At 41.7% G+C, this 19,244-nt stretch carries 14 protein-coding genes; 7 read left to right on the forward strand and 7 right to left on the reverse strand.

The annotated features are described in order from the left end of the window. Nucleotides 1-31 precede the first annotated feature (31 nt). The gene (locus ABWT76_RS30420; protein ID WP_354635424.1) at nt 32-331 is read right to left on the reverse strand and encodes a hypothetical protein; all 300 of its coding nucleotides are present in this window, start codon (nt 329-331) and stop codon (nt 32-34) included. Nucleotides 332-827: 496 nt separating this feature from the next. Between ABWT76_RS30420 and ABWT76_RS30425 the strand changes: the two genes are divergently transcribed. From ABWT76_RS30425 to ABWT76_RS30435, 3 genes are all read left to right on the forward strand, one after another. Then, complete coding sequence (locus tag ABWT76_RS30425) at nt 828-2,582, forward strand: DUF2079 domain-containing protein (RefSeq protein ID WP_054467039.1); 1,755 nt, start codon at nt 828-830, stop codon at nt 2,580-2,582. A gap of 301 nt (nt 2,583-2,883) precedes the next feature. Next, nucleotides 2,884-3,528: an LON peptidase substrate-binding domain-containing protein gene (locus ABWT76_RS30430; RefSeq protein WP_054467038.1), complete on the forward strand. Its 645-nt coding sequence runs from the start codon at nt 2,884-2,886 to the stop codon at nt 3,526-3,528. 386 nt (nt 3,529-3,914) lie between these two features. Further along, nucleotides 3,915-4,550: an NADPH-dependent F420 reductase gene (locus ABWT76_RS30435; protein ID WP_190878128.1), complete on the forward strand. Its 636-nt coding sequence runs from the start codon at nt 3,915-3,917 to the stop codon at nt 4,548-4,550. A 174-nt stretch (nt 4,551-4,724) separates the two neighbouring features. Here the strand turns inward: ABWT76_RS30435 and ABWT76_RS30440 are convergent, their stop codons facing one another. Genes ABWT76_RS30440 through ABWT76_RS30450 form a run of 3 tightly spaced genes read right to left on the reverse strand, consistent with a single transcriptional unit; the run spans nt 4,725 to nt 8,053 of the window. Then, nucleotides 4,725-6,236, reverse strand: a complete 1,512-nt coding sequence (locus ABWT76_RS30440; protein ID WP_190878130.1) for a P-loop ATPase, Sll1717 family — start codon at nt 6,234-6,236, stop codon at nt 4,725-4,727. 5 nt (nt 6,237-6,241) lie between these two features. Then, nucleotides 6,242-7,618 (reverse strand): KGGVGR-motif variant AAA ATPase, encoded by a 1,377-nt coding sequence (locus tag ABWT76_RS30445; RefSeq protein WP_190878132.1) that lies wholly within the window; start codon nt 7,616-7,618, stop codon nt 6,242-6,244. A gap of 3 nt (nt 7,619-7,621) precedes the next feature. After that, a complete protein-coding gene (locus ABWT76_RS30450; RefSeq protein ID WP_354635425.1) occupies nt 7,622-8,053 on the reverse strand; it encodes a HEPN domain-containing protein in 432 nt (143 codons plus the stop codon). Nucleotides 8,054-8,371: 318 nt separating this feature from the next. On the opposite strand from ABWT76_RS30450, the gene ABWT76_RS30455 reads away from it, so the two are divergent. The 4 genes from ABWT76_RS30455 (at nt 8,372) to ABWT76_RS30470 (ending at nt 14,298) form a co-directional block, all read left to right on the forward strand. Beyond that, the gene (locus ABWT76_RS30455) at nt 8,372-9,478 is read left to right on the forward strand and encodes a DUF262 domain-containing protein (RefSeq protein ID WP_054467034.1); all 1,107 of its coding nucleotides are present in this window, start codon (nt 8,372-8,374) and stop codon (nt 9,476-9,478) included. Continuing rightward, nucleotides 9,475-10,122, forward strand: a complete 648-nt coding sequence (locus ABWT76_RS30460) for an MAE_28990/MAE_18760 family HEPN-like nuclease (protein WP_054467033.1) — start codon at nt 9,475-9,477, stop codon at nt 10,120-10,122. The genes ABWT76_RS30455 and ABWT76_RS30460 overlap by 4 nt, the downstream gene beginning before the upstream one ends. A gap of 96 nt (nt 10,123-10,218) precedes the next feature. Continuing rightward, nucleotides 10,219-12,858, forward strand: coding sequence for a DNA methyltransferase (locus tag ABWT76_RS30465; protein WP_354635426.1), 2,640 nt, complete (start codon nt 10,219-10,221; stop codon nt 12,856-12,858). A 159-nt stretch (nt 12,859-13,017) separates the two neighbouring features. After that, nucleotides 13,018-14,298, forward strand: coding sequence for a tetratricopeptide repeat protein (locus tag ABWT76_RS30470; protein WP_190878136.1), 1,281 nt, complete (start codon nt 13,018-13,020; stop codon nt 14,296-14,298). Nucleotides 14,299-14,824: 526 nt separating this feature from the next. Here ABWT76_RS30470 and ABWT76_RS30475 read toward each other — a convergent pair. The 3 genes from ABWT76_RS30475 to ABWT76_RS30485 all read right to left on the reverse strand — a co-directional run bounded on the left by ABWT76_RS30475 (nt 14,825) and on the right by ABWT76_RS30485 (nt 19,045). Beyond that, nucleotides 14,825-16,324 (reverse strand): YdiU family protein, encoded by a 1,500-nt coding sequence (locus ABWT76_RS30475; protein ID WP_354635427.1) that lies wholly within the window; start codon nt 16,322-16,324, stop codon nt 14,825-14,827. Nucleotides 16,325-16,542: 218 nt separating this feature from the next. After that, nucleotides 16,543-18,168: a serine/threonine-protein kinase gene (locus ABWT76_RS30480; RefSeq protein ID WP_054467030.1), complete on the reverse strand. Its 1,626-nt coding sequence runs from the start codon at nt 18,166-18,168 to the stop codon at nt 16,543-16,545. Between the two features lie 592 nt (nt 18,169-18,760). Then, nucleotides 18,761-19,045 (reverse strand): DUF427 domain-containing protein, encoded by a 285-nt coding sequence (locus ABWT76_RS30485; protein ID WP_054467076.1) that lies wholly within the window; start codon nt 19,043-19,045, stop codon nt 18,761-18,763. Between the last annotated feature and the right edge of the window lie 199 nt (nt 19,046-19,244).

Genomic DNA, 19,244 nt, shown 5'->3' on the forward strand with positions numbered 1-19,244 from the left:
TGAGAATATTCTATCAATAGTGAATCCGTACTTAAGCCGCTTTTCCTTCGACTTGTTTTTCTAGATACTGGGTGGCTTGACGCAGGTTCTTGAAATAGTTATCCCAAAACAGCTTTTGAATGTCCAAAGTCGATTGATTGGCTTGGGATTGAAGCTCCAGGGAAGCTGCAATAATATCTTCGCCAAATTTAATCGATTCTTCCACACTGCCCTTGACATTCAGGGCTTTCATTCCCGCTGCCATTGGGGTCACTTCAATCCACTTGTCAAACATGGTGCGCTGTAGTTTCAATAACTCTTTAGACCAGTCTTCAACAGTTGCATTTGTCATAATTGTGGCGTCTCCTATAATTAATTTTTTTGATTATAGCACCAATTATTCGTTCTGAATATTAGTTTTTGTTTCGGTGATTTGCAAAGTTTTTTATCATTTTTTCATTTTAGCAAAGTCCGATCAATGCGCCAATTTCTGCCCAGAAAGGATCAAATTACTCAAACTCATTGACTTCATGGCGACTTGATGGCGGAATTTCGCAAAAACTCCAGGATTGAAAATGAGGTGATCGCTTAAAAATGAGATAATAAAATGAGACAATATTTACGATTGTTAAATCAAAATTTAATAATTGTGTAAACCATCAAAAGTCTCTAGGGACTTTCCTGCCGTATAGCCTTACGGCTAACGCTCCGCAATGGATCCCGTTTAAATAATTGCAAGTCACAAATTACAAATTGTAAATTACATATATTTATAAACCCTGTTTCTTGATGCGGTATCTTTAAATAGCTTAATATTTCTTGCAATTTCCATCCGGTGAGAATTTGTCATGTTGTCTTGGCCAAAAAATCCGTGGTTTCGATTGGCGATCGCCGCCGCAATGACCTTTTTCCTAATCGCTTTGACCTTAACAGTGCATCGGTACTACACCTTCTATGCCTCCTTTGACCAAGGCATCTTTAACCAGGTTTATTGGAATAGTCTTCACGGTCGTTTTTTTCAGAGTTCCTTATCCTCTTCACTCTCCACAAATGTGGTTCACAGTGGCGAATTTCCCGACGTATCCTATCACCGACTAGGGCAACATTTCACCCCAGCCTTATTAATTTGGCTACCGATTTACGCCCTATTTCCTAATGCCATAACTTTAACCGTCTTACAAGTAACCTTAGTCACCGCAGCGGGTTTAGTCTTATATATCCTCGCCCGACAATATCTGCAACCCCCCCTCGCGGCCATGATTGTGGTCAGCTTTTATAGTGCAAATGCAATTATTGGCCCGACCCTTTCTAATTTTGCCGATAACTGTCAAATGCCATTATTTATGTTTACCCTGCTGCTGGCAATGGAAAAACGCTGGTGGCCATTATTTTGTCTGATGGCAGTTTGTGTATTAGCAGTCCGGGAAGATGGCGGAGTTTCCTTATTTGGGGTGGGAATTTATCTGACCCTAAGTAAACGTTATCCCAAATTAGGATTAGGGGTTTCTATGCTCAGTTTTCTCTACATATTAGGGTTGACTAATATCATTATGCCCTTATTTTCTGAGGATGTTGCTCGCCGATTTACCCTGGAAAGGTTTGGGCATTTGCTGGGTTCGGAAGAACCCAAAGAACAAGCCACCACGTTAGATTTATTGTGGGCATTAATTAGCCAACCGGGGAAAGTATTGCGGAAACTCCTGATTCCCATAGACCGCAAAATTCTTTATTTATTGGGGCAATGGTTGCCTTTTGGGTTAATTCCTGTAGCCGCCCCCGCAGCATGGGCGATCGCTGGTTTTCCTTTAATTGCAATTTTCTTACAACAAGGGCAAACCGCTTTATCAATTAACATTCGGTATGCCATGACCGTAGTACCGGGAATTTGTTACGGCATGATTCTTTGGTGGTCAAATCGTCAAGAATTGCGAACCGCCCCAATGCGAGACTTGCTGCTGAGAGGCTTGACCCAAATTAGTCTGTGGGTTGCCCCGGTTACGGTGGTAAAAGAAGTATTTGAAGGGTGGATCAATTCCTTAAAAAATCGTCCCCAGTTATTCACCGTCTCCATGCAACGATTTTGGACAATTTGTCTCGGTTTATCGATTATTTTATCCCTAACTTCTAACCCGAATCGCACCTTATCTTTTATTATTCCTGACTCAATTAATCCTTGGGTTTATGTGTCCTTGCCCCAACGGTGGCAACATAGCGCCGTAATTCATTCTGTTTTGCCAGAAATTCCCCCAGATGCCAGTGTTTCTGCCACTACTTATATTGTGCCCCATTTGTCCAGCCGTCGAGAAATTCTCCGATTTCCCGCCCTAGAATTACGCAACGATCGCGCCAGAGTGGTGCAAACAGAATATGCGATCGCGGACTTGTGGCAACTGGAACAATATCAGCCTGCATTCAAACATGACCGGGCATTATTAAAAAACATGATTTCAGTCATTGACAATATCCACAATAGTGGACTTTATGGCATCATTCGCTTTACCGATGGAGTAATTTTATTACACCGAGGACAAACTTCCGACCCCGAAGCAGTCACCGCTTGGCAAACTTATCGAGACAAGATTACTGCTTTATTAGTTAAATAAATAAAGACTTAAATCGCAGGGTGGGCAAAATTTCTACATCAGACTACAAGTTAAGTAATTCTATCCATTTGCCCACCCTAAAATATCGTAGGGTGGGCAAAATTTCTACATCAGACTTAAATCGTAGGGTGGGCAAAATTTTGCCCACCCTACCACTTGATAATCAATCAAGAAATTAAATCAATTTGCCCAGCCGACAAATAACAAATAACTAATAAACAACAACGAATAAGTTATGCAAACTCTGACCAAGTAAGTTAAAGTAAGTATAGAAGCTCAGTAAGCACAGACTTCAGGAAAAATGCCACCCTCCTATATTGCTGTTCGGGAACTCCCGCTGTTTCCTTTACCGGAAGTAGTTCTATTTCCAGGTCGGCCTCTGCCTCTACATATTTTTGAATTCCGCTACCGAATCATGATGAACACGATTCTGGAGAGCGATCGCCGGTTTGGGGTCGTCTTATGGGATCCCGTAAGACGCCAACCGGCGACGGTTGGTTGCTGTGCGGAGATTCTTCAGTATCAACGCCTGCCTGATGACCGGATGAAAATGCTGACCTTGGGACAGCAACGATTCCGTGTTTTGGAATACGTTCGCGAAAAACCCTATCTGGTCGGTTTAGTAGAATGGATTTCTGATCAACCAACCACTGAAGATTTACGTCCCTTAGCGGCGAACGTTGAGGAATTATTAAAGGATGTGGTGCGGTTGTCGGCCAAGTTGATGGATCAAAAAATCGAAATTCCCGACGATATTCCCAGTTTGCCCACAGAACTGTCTTATTGGGTGGCCAGCAACCTTTATGGTGTCCCCCAAGAACAGCAAGACCTGCTGGAAATGATCAGTACAAGCGATCGCCTTACCAGAGAATCAGAAATTCTCACTTCGACTCGCAATCATCTGGCAGCGCGAACAGTTCTGAAAGATACGTTTAATGAAAATTAGAATTAATTGAAACGTTTCCCAAAACCCAGAAACCCGGTTTTTTTTGTCAAAAACCGGGTTTTTCAGTTTCTATGCCTCAAAAATACAGAATTATTGAGGACACTGGTAATTAGGAAATTGGTAAAAAGAAAAAATACTATTTTTATTATATACTAAACTAAGTCTAAATTCAGTTAATTCATCCCCGGTAACGGGCTTAATGAATTACTCATCTCTGTTGCGGCTATCGATTGATTTTACTGGGTTGGTTTGGGTAGAAATTGCGGGCATTTGATGCCTAGATGTGAGATGATTCCTGACGAATTGCTACCGTTTAACTCCCTGGAATGAACCCTAGAATGAACAATGAATTTTTACATCTCTAAAAAAAATAAACAGGCTATACCATGAACATTGCATTTATTGGCATCGGCCAAGTGGGATCCGCTTTAGCCGGACAGTTAGTAGGATTAGGTCATACGGTGAAAATTGCCGCCCGCGATCGCAATTCCGACAAGGTAAAAGCTGCCTTAGCCAAGTATCCTAATTTGCAAGTGGCGGCGATTTCCGAGGCGATCGCCACTGCGGAAATAGTATTTTTAGCTACCCCCTTTTCTGCCAATCAAACCGCCCTGGCAGAAGCCGGAGATTTATCCGGTAAAATATTAGTAGATTGTACCAATCCCGTTGGCGCTGGTTTCACTCACGGACTAAATAATGAACAATCTGGCGGTGAATTTGTCCAAAACCTTGTCCCCAATGCCAAAGTAGTAAAAGCCTTCACCATTTACGGATTTGAAAAATTTGAAAATAATACTTATCCCGGTTATGGGGACTTGAAACCAGCGATGCTAATTGCAGGCAACGATCCTGATGCTAAACAGGTAGTGGCAAACCTCTGTATAGAAATGGGGTGGGAACCTGTGGACACGGGAAATCTGGCCATGAGTTTGCATCTAGAACACATGACCCTGTTGTGGATTAAAATGGCCCGCTTGCAAGGATTAGGGTCTGGTTTTGTTTGGGCAAAACTACAACGATAGGGACAACTATAGGCGATCGCTTTCCCAGTTTTAAATCTAAAAAAATTAACCAATTTCACACAGAGAGAACAAAAATATTTTATATCTTTGTGTTCTCTGTGTCTTTGTGGTTTTCCATCCGAGCATAAAATAGACACAAAAAGCAATTAAATTGCGCTTTTCTACTTTTTCTGCTTACTTTGGCCGTTTCACCCCTCCTTTACGTTTCACTTGAAAGCCATATAAATAAATTTCCGGCATATTAATCCGTCCATCAAAACGACTTTCAACAATTCCCATTTGCAGTAAATATTTCAATATTTCTTCAGAGTTATTAGCCGGTGGTTTTTTTTCAGGTCTTTCACTCCATCGAGTAGATTGTACGGCTTCTAAAAATGTCTCCCTGGGCATCGGAGCATTTAAACCCACTAAGCTAGTCTTCAGAGATTCTAACCAGGGGTATTCCTCTTGTAATTCCCGAATGCGATCTTCGGAAGTATCCATTAAAGCCCCCTGTAACTCAGAGGGTTGCAAAAGTTTGGTTTCCGGTAGGTTCTGTTCAGATTGTCCGGAAATTCTTCTGCTGGCTGCTAAGGCAAATAATTTTAGAAAAGAACGTGGGGCAATTCGACCACCAGCATCTTGAAGGTGATTAGGAATCCAACGATAGGTAATTCCTTTTTTAGGAGCATTTCCCATATACTTACCAATCATCATCTCGATCAGTTGTTCAAACAATTTTTCGTTTGATGTGGCAGTCCATCCCAAGCTATTTTTTTCTTCAATAATTAAACCTGGAATGTTTTGTAAATATGCTCGCATTTCATTACTAGAATTGGCGAGACGCTTGACTAAAAGTTGATAAAGCCAGGAATTTTGCCATTCCAAGCGAATTTGATGACCCGATAGTTTAGAAGCATCGGGAAAATTCAAAAATTCTTCTCGAAATAGATCGGTTCGCAAAAATATTTTCGGGCAGATTCTCTCCCAACGGCGCGATCGATCCAGCCATAAGGCTAAAAGTTCACGAATTGGGCTGGCTAAGGCAGTGTAAGAACTGACTAACCTATCTAATTCGTCATAACTAACAAATAACCAATTATCGGTTTCGATTAATTTTTCATCTAATTTATCTAATACATCATTAAATTTTTCCAGATGTTCGTTCACCAAGGGCAGCCAATCAGATAAAAGGGACAATTTTTCTTTTAGTTTATGGGCAATGAAAGCGATCGCTGGATCAATTTCGGCAAAAATAAAATCTTTTAGCTTACAGTCTTCTTGCTGTAGGATGACACCTAACATTAACCCAATCCAGAAACTGCGCCATTCAATGTTTGTAGCATTTTGCATAAGAGACTCAACAATGTCTGGTGTCGGAAAGCGCTTTTCTGCCTTGCGAGTCCGCCCAAAGCCAGCGATCCATGTTGTTTGGCTTAAAGGAGGTAATGCTCTAATTTTCAAGCTTTCCACCAAAGCTTCCCGTCCTGAAGGAATAGCTAGTAAACGGAATAATTCTGTTTTGCCGACGCCCCGCCCTCCTTGGATTAATAATATATTAGGTTCTAGTGCCCTGCGATAATCGGCAATCGGCAAAAAGTTTTTTAAGAATTCCTCCTCATTATAGCTTTCACCTTCAGCGGATCCCCCTGAAGGGGCAATTTTACTAATTAATTCCAGTAAATTTTGTCGATTAAATTCACTCATGGTTTTCATTGATTAACTTGGTTTAATTCACGCCCAAAAATTAAACATAATTTTTCGGCAATATTCTGATAAGGATAATCAGTCATGATTCTGACAATATCTGACAATCGATTTAACTCTTCTGGGCTTGAGTTTCGGCTAAATAGAGCAATGTCTCCTCGGAGGATATCCTGATATGGTACAACAAAAGGATTAAATGGCGCATCGGGATCGTTGGCGTTAGGGACAGTTTCATTTTCAGAATAATAGTTATTTTGAAAAATGGTGTAGGCTTGTTCTCGAAATTCGGTTAACTCTTGTTCTCTGCCCGTTATTCCTAATCCTGGTGCCATTGAATGTACGAGAATCAACGGCAAACGGTCATCAACTCCAGGGCTGGCTAAATGGCGAATCACATGGGTTAAACCCGCCCAACTTTGACGGGATTTCGTGCTAAAAATAACTGCTGCATGGGAAAGATTCGCGATCGCCAAGCCACCAATATCGTGAAAACCAGCCCGTGCATCCATCAGAATAAAATCTAAAGGTTTGGCGGCACTTTCTAATTCTTTTAACATATCTCCCATTGTCCTGCCGATCTCACCATCGACAAGGTTCTGAAAGTCCAACCGGGCTAATTTTTCTAAGTAATCGCGATCGACGGTTCCTGCGGGAAGTAATTGGATGGTTTCGCCCTCATCTCCGAGCAAAGTGCGATCGCTAATATTGATCAATTGAGGGCGAAGTTTCCAATTCTTTCCTTGCACCTTCTTTTCCAATAAATAATCAATCACCCCAAAATTATGAGAGTCATCAGGTAAAAAAATTGTGGCCAAACCCGGTGCTTCTAAATCCAGATCGACAATCGCCACTCGATGACCATTATTAGCTAAAGTCAATGCGGTTGCAACCAGGGTACTTGTTCGCCCCACACCGCCTTTAAAAGAGAAAAAAGATATGATGGCAGGCTTATATTTTTGATAGATTAATTCTGGTTTCCAAGGTGGTTGACCGACGTTTTTATTTGTCCATGATTGTTTGGCAATATGACGCTCAAGAATATACCAGCGAAGTGTCTCTGACTCATCATCCCAAGATGCCGGTTCCCTTTCGGCTTTAATCGTATCAATTAAAGCTTTATAAGCATCTTGTTCTCCGGTAGGCAACCAAATATCATTCCCATAATAAAGCTCAAGGTTTTGAGAAAGAAACCGATCCAGGTGAGTTGTATTAACGGCTTCTGGTGTTTGTCCTTCTGATAAATCAAGAAACAGGCGAATTTTGCCATTCACATCACGAATAATGGTGACAGACTCAAGCTTAGGTACAAGTTCAGAGAAAATGCTTGGTTCCTGAAAGCATTCCCTTACTTTCTCTAATGTTTGACCAAAAGCGATTGTCATGGATTAAATATCCTTACTATAAATTGAGCCATTTAGCACTAAGTTTGGGATGATTTTCCGGTAAATTGCTTCGGCAGCTTCAACCGCTAACTTTGCTTGTTTCTCAGTCCAAAGGGGAGACTTGGCATATCTTCTTTCAGGGTGATCCTGAGCTAAAACAGTATCAATGATTGTTGCAGATGGAAGTTGTCGATCTAAAATGGGATAGAGAACCCGCAACCTTTCCATTGCCCTTCCCTCAAGTTCATTGAGGTCATGTCCATACTTCTTGACGGCGTTTTTATCATGCTTAAAATATTGCTCTACCAGCAGTTTAAAGGAACATTCTACCACATAGCCCGCGAGGTAAACGGCGTTGTCCCAGCGTTGGTTTTCTAAGAGAATTTTGGCATCAATCAGATGCCTCCCGGCTGAGTTGGAATAGGACTCTTGCATTGTCTTAGTAATCACGACTATATTTATTTATATCATTAAGGACAAAATGATGGACTTAATTTTAAATTTTTATGCCAGAGTTAGGGCGATCGCGATTCTAGAGACAATATGGCTCAACATGGCCTTTTCATAGGATTGATGAGTTGAAAAAAGCCGCTTAATTTATTTCATCCGCTGAATTAACAAGGGGCGATCGCGCAGAAAGAAACGCTTTCGACTCCCTGGCTGTTGCCACACTGACAATTCGTGATATCCTATTTAAAGGTTAGCCTTCTGCCCAGAAAACGTTACACGATAACACTTAGGAAATTTGCAATTATGTCACTACAAGAAGAAATTGACAAAATCAGACAAGAAATTAAGACAGATAGTTACTCAATGTCTATTGGCGAGTTGATCAGCCTTTATAAAGACGGTGAAATCGATATTCACCCAGATTTTCAAAGGTTTTTCCGTTGGTCAAATCATCAAAAATCAACTTTTATCGAATCAATCCTTTTAGGCATCCCAATTCCCCCAATTTTTGTCAGTCAAAGAGATGATGGTATTTGGGATGTAGTTGACGGGTTACAAAGACTCTCAACAATTTATGAATTTGTCGGTATTTTGAACCAAAATGTTACAGATGAATATCAACCTTTTGTTGCTTTAGAAGCAACCACATACTTACCTTCATTGAAAGGTAAAAAGTGGAATGACCCCAATGATGAACACAACTCTTTAACTCAATTTCAACGCCTATTAATCAAGCGAGCTAAAATCGCCTTGAATATCGTGGTAAAAGAAAGCGATAAAATGATTAAATATGAGCTATTTCAGCGACTCAATACAGGCGGTTCGATCGCTACACCCCAAGAAGTGAGAAATTGCATTGTTTTAATGTTGAATAAGGATTTATATAAATTGATGCGTTCATTGGCAGATAGAGAGTCTTTTAAAAACTGTATTGCTTTGAGCGATCGCCTGTATGAAGAACAGTATGATATGGAATTAGTATCGCGTTTTATTCTTCTATACGAGCGAGATGATGCAAGTATTCAAGAGTTAAAGGGTGATGTTAGCGAGTTTTTAACAGTTGGCATACGCCAAATGGCTCTTCAAGAAGATTTAGACTACCGTCGTATAGAAAAAGCGTTTGATGTAACATTTAATATTCTTAATGAAGCAATGGGAGATAATAGCTTCAAGCGATATAGAGCGGAGGATGATAGATTTCTTGGAGGGTTTCTATTATCTGTTTATGAAGTAGTAGCACTAGGAATTGGATTCCACTACCAAAATCCAATTTCAGCGGATAAAATACCCAATCAAATTAAAACTATTTGGTCACATCCAACCTATAAAAAATGGTCGGGGGCTGGAGTAAATGCGGCAAGACGCTTACCCTATCTGATTCAGCTTGGTAGAGAGGTATTTGCTCCATGAGCATCCGAACTCTTGAAAACTTAAGCGATAAACTAGCTCAAGACTTGGCTTGGCGAAAAAGAGAACTGGCCGAAATTAAATCTTTAGTAGAAGCGAAAAAAGATGTTTCCGACCAAAGACATAAGGTATTAGTGAGAAGTGCGGTATGTATCCTTTATTCCCATTGGGAAGGTTTCGTAAAATTAGCGGCTAACGCTTATGTAGAATATGTTCGGCTAAAAAAGCTTACCTACCAGGATATTTCTACTAATTTTTTAGCTTTGGCCATGAAAGAAAAACTGAAGGAGGCAAAAGAAACCAATAAAGCATCTTTGTATATACCCGTTTGTGATTTTTTTATTTCAGAATTAAATCAACGATGTAATTTACCTAAAGATCCAATATCTACTGCATCGAATCTAAACTCAGACATTTTGAAAGACATCACTGATATTCTGGGGATAGACTTTTCCGAGTACAAGACGAAATCTAATTTAATCGATGAAAAGCTGTTAAAAACCAGAAACGAAATTGCTCACGGGGAGTATTCGGGGGTTGATAGGAATGAGTATATAGAGTTACACCAAGAAATTATCAATCTGCTGGATTTGTTTAAGAACCAAATAGAAAATGCGGCGATTTCAGAAAGATTTAAGCGCAAGTAATCTTAAGTTTCTCAATCTGTAAATATCAGCAGCCTAAGAAAAATAAAAATTAAATCGGTATTATAAAGCAAAGAGGAAAGCAAAATCGTGTCCATTGTGTCTCAATTTGATATCGCCAACAAAATTAGCCGTGAGCCCTACTACAGCACTCAGCTAGGTTCAGCCTACTTGGGCAATAGTTTAGAACTGATGGCAGAATTGCCCGATGAAAGTGTCGATTTAATTTGCACTTCCCCACCTTTCGCCCTGGTAAGAAAGAAAGAATATGGCAATGTAGATGCTCATCAATATGTTGAATGGTTCAAGACATTTGCCCGTGAATTCTATCGGATTCTTAAGCCTCAAGGGTCGCTATTTATCGATATTGGTGGCACTTGGCTGAAAGGTTTTCCGGTGCGATCGCTCTATCATTTTGAGTTAGTCATCGAGCTTTGTCAACCTAAATCAAAAGGCGGTTTAGGGTTTTTCCTGGCTCAAGAAATTTTCTGGTATAATCCCGCCAAACTTCCGACCCCGGCAGAATGGGTGACAGTGCGACGAGAGCGGGTGAAAGATGCTGTAAATACGGTTTGGTGGTTATCAAAAGATCCCCACCCTAAAGCCAATAATAAGCGAGTTTTACGCCCTTACAGTGAGGCGATGAAAAACCTGTTAAAAAATGGTTATGAAGCTAAACTACGCCCCTCTGGACATGATATTTCTACTAAGTTTCAGACCGATCGCGGTGGGGCGATTCCTCCCAACATTATCGCCGATACTGCGTCTAGTGCAGGCACATTTATTGGTCAACCAGTATTGGGCGAATTTAATTGGATTTTAGACCATGATTTAGCCCAGCCCGTGAATGTGATTGCCGCTTCTAACACCGCATCTAATGACTACTATCAGCGACGCTGCAAGGAAGCCGGAATTAAACCTCATCCGGCGAGATTTCCCCAAGCATTACCGGAATTTGCGATCGCACTTTGTACGGAACCCGGTGATTTAGTCCTCGATCCGTTTGCCGGTTCAAATATGACCGGAAGAGTCGCCGAAACCCTCGTTCGCCGTTGGTTAGCCTTTGAATTAGATGAGAATTATATTAAAGCATCACAATTTAGATTTGAAGCCGATGCGCCCCTAGTAGTTACTCCATTAAAAGACCGAAAATATCTCAAAACTAAAGCGCTGGATTTAGCTCCTGATTATCGGGAAAAATCATCTACAATAGATGATAAAAATAGTCATATTCAATTAGACTTATTTCAATCACCAAGTAACGATATGCCAGAACAAAAACTTAAATTCACCTATGGTCATCAGTTTGAACCCAAAACGATGCATTTACCTGAACTGATGCAACTATGTAAAGCAAATCAACCCGATCGCCGGGTTCTACAGGATGAAATTGCCAAGGGTTATTATTCCAGCCACTCCAACCAAAATGATTTACAAAAAGGAGAAAATCGTAGCAAACTGGCAATGAATACATTTCTCTCTCTTCGTGCTTACAAGTTAGTTGAATCGATTAATGATGATGATTGGCAGTACCAACTCACAGATATTGCTAATCAAATCCTAGAACATCAAAGTGATGCTGATGAAGTCGCGACAATTTTTGCCCGTCACATCCTGACTAACTTAACCGGAATGTCTTTACTCAAAGCGGTGGAAGCGATTAATAGTAGAGGCGATCGACCGAAATTAGATTTAATTGGTTATGAACTGCAAGAAATGGGCTATTCTCTCTCCCCCAACGCTATTTATGTTAGCACCATGCGACAATGGCTAGAAAAGGCAGGAGTATTTGAGAAAACTTACGAGATTAACTGGGATCGAGTCTATGATATTTTAGAACTTGATAAAGATTATATTGACGATATTTATACTCTGACCTCAGAGCAAAAGTATTTTCTTTTAGCCATGCTCCAGATGAGCATTACAGAACTCACTAAATGGAATGACATTGCTAACTATGCGGTGAGTGTTTATAAAGTCAGATTTCCCTCTAAGTCCTTTGTTAAGGATATTATTCAACCCTTAGTAGAATTTGGGTTGATTTCAACGGAAAAAACTACCGGAGGACGTGGGGCTAAACCTAATCTGGTTAAACTGACGGAAAAAGCGCAACGTGAATTATTGTCTCAACTCTTAGAGGCGATCGCCGCACTGACAGAAATCTCCCAAACTGAGCTAAATCGAAGTTTTGAAGATGTGGTGAATGATTTAGATCATCCCGACAAACATATTAAAGGCAAAGCCCTGGAATTGTTAGCAATTTGGATGATTCGTTTGACCAGTCTTCGCTTCACAAAATGGCGGAAACGGGACTATGAAACTGGACAAGGAGAAGTCGATGTTTTAGCGGCATCCGATCGCTTTGTCTACCACCGCTGGCAAATTCAGTGCAAAAACACGAAACGAGTTGATGTTGAAGTGTTAGCGAAAGAAGTCGGGATGACTTTTGTCACTGGGGCTGATGTGGTAATGATTGTCACCACGGGTGAGTTTACCAGAGATGCTTTCCAGTATGCTTATCGGATGATGGAAATATCCCGTTATTATATGGTGTTAATTCAAAAAGAGGATATTGAGGCGATTAAAGCCGATCGCACTAATATTATTAAGATTCTCGATCGCCGCGCAAGGCGTGTATTTGCTAAGAAAGAACTGGGGTTAACTGATGATGCGGTGGATGAGATAGAAAGTGAAGAAGATTCATTGACAGAATTTGAGGGAACCTTGGCAGAGGAATAGAGTAATTTTGGGCAGAAGGTGACGGAATTATCTCTGCCTGAATTATGCCTGGATATTTACAAAATTCTGGGAGTATAATTGGGTATTAGCTGGTGAGCCAATCCAAAGATAGACTACAATAGGATTCAGCAGTGGTTTTTTGGGGATAGCAAAGTGACAATGGATCAAGATTTTTTTAACCAAGGATTAGCCAAAGCTGGCAATAAAGACTATTTAGGGGCGATCGCCTGTTTTGACCAAGCATTAGCCATTAATCCAGATTTTGCTCAAGGTTACTATCATCGCGGTTTAGCTAAATTTGACTCAGGAAATCCGCAAGGGGCGATCGCCGATTATACCCAAGCCTTAAACCTCAATTCTGAATATATCGAGGCTTATTTTGCCCGGTGTTTAGGACACATTGCTTTAGGAAATTTGCCGCAAGCACTGGCAGATATAGACCGGGCAATTGGGATTAAGTCTAATTATTCTAAAGCCTATAAATTGCGGGGAACAGTCTACCGAAAAATGGGCAATACGGAGGCAGCGATCGCCAATTTTAAACAAGCGGCAGAAATGTATATTCAGCAGAAAGACGCGACAAATGCTCGCCAATGTCTCGATCAAATTAAAAACCTACAATCTCCACCACCTGCGCCGGTTTTTCCCCAGAAAAAGCCGGTAATGTTGCCACAAATGTTATCGGAAAAACAGTTTTATGCTCAATTATTAGAAAAAGCTGAAAATGGCGATGTTCAAGGGGCATTAGCGGGGTTAAATTGGGCAGTTGAAGTCGATCCAAAAGATGCCGCAGCTTATCTCTGTCGAGGAATTGTCCGCTGTAAAGGGCAAAATTATCGAGAGGCGATCGCAGATTTCAATCAAGCCTTAAAATTCGCCCCAGAAAATATCACTATTTACCGCAATCGAGGCAAAGCTAGAGCCGCATTTGGTGACGATCAAGGCGCGATCGCGGACTATAATAAAGTCCTGGAAAAAGAACCCCAAGACACCTTAGCCTATATTGCTAGAGGCAATGCTTATCGGGAAACGGGCAAGTATGCTCAAGCCATGCAAGACTATAACCAAGCGATCAAAATTAACTCCCAAGAAGGGGACGCTTATTATAATCGGGCGATCGTCCACAGTCGCTTAGAAGAAATCTCAGCAGCCATCCAAGATTATCAAACTGCCGCCCAAATTTTTTGCGAAAAAGAAGACTGGGACAACTACCAAAAAGCCCTAGATAGCCAGAAAAAAATTCAAGGAGCAACTCCCCCGGAAAAAGACCCGAATCTTTTCAAAAATCAACAAAAGCAACGGCTACTTTTATTAGTCGGTGGCTATTGGGAAATTGCCGAACGGTTAATTGAGCAAGCCAAAGACAAATATCCGGGGAATTCAGAGCAATGGTACTGGGAAAAAGTGATTGCTGACTTAGAGCGCGATCGCGGGTTATAATCGATTATAATACCGTTGTTAATAAAAAATGCAGTAGTAGGGGCGCAATGCTTGCGCCCAAATTAAGTTCTTAATTGTAGCATTATAGTTCTTTCAATTGTGCTTCATAGCATTAAGGGCGCAAGCATTGCGCCCCTACAATTTTTTGTCAAATTGGTATAAATTGGTTTACAGCAATTTTCTATTGAATCTACCACAAATTTTTGTAGGGGCGAAGCATGACCGCAGACAAATTATTGCTGAAAATATTAATCTGAATCCGGTCATGCTTCGCCCGATCGCGGGTTATCATCGATTATAAATTGGTTTAAATCAGATTTTTTGGGAATTATACCGTTTACAATCAAAAATAGAATAGTAGGGGCGCAATGCTTGCGCCCCGAATCTTGGATATTTGATTGAAAGCGGTGTTAATTGCAAGTCTATGGTGCGTCTAGGCTGGAATCGAGGTTAATTGTTTTTTCTCAAGTTACTTGCCAGCCTAACACACCCTAGATTTTTGACAGCGGCAATAATCGGGCAAAGCCTAAGCTTTAATCCGCTGCAATAACTCATAGAATGGTTGCCAATTATCCTCAACAGCGATCGCCTCCCAAATCGCTTCAATTTCTGGTCGTAATAGAACCGTTTGGGGATTAAATCGCCTTAACCGTTCACCGATTTTTGCCAGTTCATCCCCGGATAAAAACTGCAACATATGATGATATAACTGCCGCCAAGGTTGCAAAACTTCGGAAGCTTCTACCTCTGGAAAAATCAGACTTATATCTTCACGCCATTGGGGGGAAAACTGTTGAGTCAATTGCCAGAAAAACTCGTGATAACCCACTTCATATTCGCTTAAAACTTGTAGGGTTAACTTGACTAATTCGCGACCTTCTTCTGTGGGTACGTTTTCAAAACCCAATTTTTTCAGCATTAGTTCTCGGTACGCGGCCTCATAATACTCATAAAACCGATCTAAAGCCGCTTCCATCTCATTGGGAGCGATCGCGGCTTTTAAGGGAACTTGCAACTTTTGTAAATTCCAGTAACAAATTGTCGGTTGATTGCCGTAACTGTAGCGACCATAATAGTCAAAATAAGCCGCTGTAAACTTGGGATTATAGGTAGGAATAAAAGCATAAGGGCCATAGTCAAAACTTTCCCCGGTAATCGACATATTATCCGTATTTAAAACCGCATGACAAAACCCGGCGGCCATCCATTGCGCCACTAATTCCGCCACTCTTTGCACTAATTCCCCATAAAAACGGACATAATGCTCTTGACTATATTCCTCCAGGCCATTCTGAATCAAATCAGGGGCGATCGGTGGCAAAACTTTCCCGATTTTCCGCCCACTCACAGCGGGATAATATTGTGAAATCACATGATTTAATAGCTTGACAATTAAATCTGGACGGCTAATATAATGCAATCGTTCAAAAGTGCCAAACCGGATATGAGACTTGCTGAAACGAATCATCACCGAAGACCGGGTGGGAGAAGGTTCGTCCCCACGCCAGAGTTGTTCTCCAGTTTCAATCAGACTCAAACACCGAGAAGTCCGCACCCCCATGCGTTGTAAGGCTTCAGCGGCCAGGACTTCCCGCACTCCCCCTTTCAGGGTTAAGCGACCATCAGCGGTACGAGAATAAGGGGTTTTACCGCTGCCTTTGGTGCCCAGGTCGTAGAGTTCGCCATCCACTCCGCGTACCTGTCCATAAAGAAAACCCCGACCATCTCCTAAGTTGGGGTTATATTCACCAAACTGATAGCCGTGGTAGCGCAGGGCTAAAAAAGGTCGGACGCCCAGAAAATAACCGAACGCTTCGATAAAATCTTGATCGGTGACTTCTTTTGGGTCGAGTCCCAAAGTAGGCAGTAAGTCGTCATTGCGAAAACGCAGTATATGTACGGGAAATTCGGCGGCAGGAACGGGATCGTAGTAGTCATCCCCCAGCTTTTCCAGGGCTGGTTCATAGTTCAGGGTTAAGAAAGGATTAGCCGTTTCTATAGTTTTGAATGCTTGAGTTTGGGTCACGGATACAAAGATTCATTGCTTTTTTTCTATTTTCTATTTTGCCAGTTTTTTTGTCCGCAAACCCATCCGTTGCCCCATCCGTTGCCCATCCGTTGGTGGTGCGTTACGTTCCACTTCGTTCCACTAACGCACCCTACCATTCTGCCAATCCATTGCCCCATCCCTTATCCCATCCGTTGCCCGATCCGTTGCCCCATCCGCTGCCACAAAGATCAAACTTAGCCAAAAAAGCTGCGTTTGCCATTGGGTTTAATGGTCATCCAATTGGTGCGAGCATAAGATAACTGTTGATCGGTAATCATCGCCCCAGTCAAATTCGCCCCACAGAGGTTGACTCCTCGCAAGTTCGCATAGTTGAAAGAGGCATAACTTAAGTCGGCACCGCGTAAATCAGCGCCGCTTAAGTTGGCATAAAGAAAAGAAGCTTTGCTTAAGTTGGCATTCCGCAAATTGGCTTGAGTTAAGCTGGATCGGTCAAAACTCGCATTAAATAAGTCTGAACCTTCAAGATTGACTCGATCTAATTTGGAGTGATAAAAATTAGCTTTTTGTAAGATACTGTTTTGCAGATTTAATCCCACTAAATCGCATTCAATAAAATCTCGTTTACCTTTGGTATAAGCTAATCTGACCCCATGGGCATCGAGGGCTTCAGAATCTGGGGTTATTTTCGCGTGAGTCCCACCGTGAGAACCTCCAGATCCACCAGATTGGGCAACGGTTCTGGGATCTATGCCGGTATTCATGGTTAAACCTTGTTTTAAGATGGTTTTTTCTTTTTTGGCTTTGCGATCGCGAATTGCCCGGGCTTGACGAATATGTTCTGGCAACCATTTAGAGTCTTCTGTATCGATTTGGGTTGTTTCTTCCGGTACTTGAGTCTGCGCGATCGGTCGCGTCATCATACTTTGGGCTAAATCCTGGCTATGAGACTCCAGATCCAAGGCTTGGAGCACTTCATCGGCGCTATGATAGCGATCGCGCACTCCTGCCGCCAGCATTTTTGCCAGAATCTCCGCAAACCCATCACTAATCTGCACGGATGGTCGCCAAATAATTTCGCAAGTCAGGGGATCGTAGCCAAAATTTTTCGGCGATTGACCCGTCAATAAATAAAGACAAGTTGCCCCGATCGCATAGATATCGCTGGCATAAACCGGGCGCAAAGCCATCTGTTCTTGGGGTGCAAAACCGGGGGTGCCAATAGCAAAGGAAGTAAAAGCGGTTTCCCCCGTATTGTTGCTCATAATGGTTTGATTCACCTCATCTTTCACCGCCCCAAAATCAATCAAAACCAACTGTTGATCGATATCACGACGGATAATATTCGCCGGTTTAATATCGCGGTGAATCACCTCATTCTCGTGCAGATATTTAATCAACGGCAAAATTTGCCGGAGAAAATCTTTAGCCCTCTCCTCAGTGAACAGCCCCGAAGCTTTTACTTCTTGCTTCAGGTTTTTGCCGGCAATATATTCCTGAACCAAATAGAAAAATTCCTGACCAATCACGGGATCTTTGACGGCAAAATAGTCCAGGAGTCGGGGAACTTGGGGATGATCTCCAACCCGACCAAGGGTTTTGGCTTCTCGGGCAAAAAGCTGCCGCGCCATTTCTAGAACACGGGGAGACTCAGAAGCCGGACGCAGTTGCTTAATCACACAGACAGGGGCACCGGGTAAGGCGCGATCGCGGGCGATAAACGTAGCCCCAAAGCCACCTTGACCCAACGCTTTGATCGTTTGGTAGCGATCGCGCAGTAGAAGGTTTGCCCCGCAACTTTGGCAGCGGCGAGTTGTGTCAGGATTGTTCGGATTAGGACAAGCTGGATTAACGCAGTACATGAAACTTCACCTTATAACTCCAAGGTTGTACAACAACCATCTACGACAATCGATGCTCCCAATGGCTTGTATTTGATCCTATCGATACTTATACATTACCTGAGTCAATAGCCCGATTATCCGTTGTCAATCTGCCTAAGCTTCTGGCTCACTTATTATAGTAATTGATTCACGAGCGAAATCAAGGATTCCCTGCCAGTATTCTGTTTGATGCGATCGCATACAACTCGCAGGGTCATCCTCTTCCCCTACCTTGACTGATTTATCTCTATTCTACTGTATTCTAAGAGTTATTCTAAGAGTTATTAAAATAACCGACAATAGGCAGGCAGGCGATCGGGTCACGAGTCGCTCAACGGCCTACTTTTAAATCCATCAAATTACAGACATCAAAAATTTCGCAAAAATTTCGCAAAAATTTCGCAAAAATTTCGCAATTTAGGAAAAAAACACAAATAATTTTATGATTTTTTATGCCCCTCTCCCAGAACGGGAGAAGGGTTAGGGCTGAGGTTTTTTCGCCAAGATATCTAGCAGCGATATCGCAATGCGATAAAGAGGCTATAAAAAGGCTATAAAGAGCAAATCGTAATTAAATCTCGACTTTTACTCCCCGCCAAAATGCCACATATCCAGCAATGTTTTTGGCGGCTTCTTTGGGGGTGGGATAATACCAAGCCGCATCCTTATTTTGTTGACCATCGACTTCAATGGTGTAGTAACTAGCTACACCTTTCCAACCACAAGTGGTATGAGTATTGCTAGGTTTAAAGTATTCCTGGTTAATAGAATCAGGGGGAAAGTATTGATTGCCTTCTACCACTTCACAGCGATCGCTTTCTGCTAATACCGCACCATTCCAAATTGCTTTTGGCATCAGAAACTCCATCAGTAAGTATTTTTCTTAGTTTATTTAGTTTATCGTGTTTTTGGCTGAAAATACTTGTTGTTGGTTATTTGTTATTCGTTATTTGTTCATGGTTGGTGGCTGGGGAATATTATTTTAATAACAAATAACTAATAACTAACAACCAACAATCAACAACCAACAACCAACAACAAAAAAATTATGAAGT

Origin of the sequence: Planktothricoides raciborskii GIHE-MW2 (genome assembly GCF_040564635.1) — a bacterium.
GTDB classification, from domain to species: Bacteria; Cyanobacteriota; Cyanobacteriia; order Cyanobacteriales; family Laspinemataceae; genus Planktothricoides; species Planktothricoides raciborskii.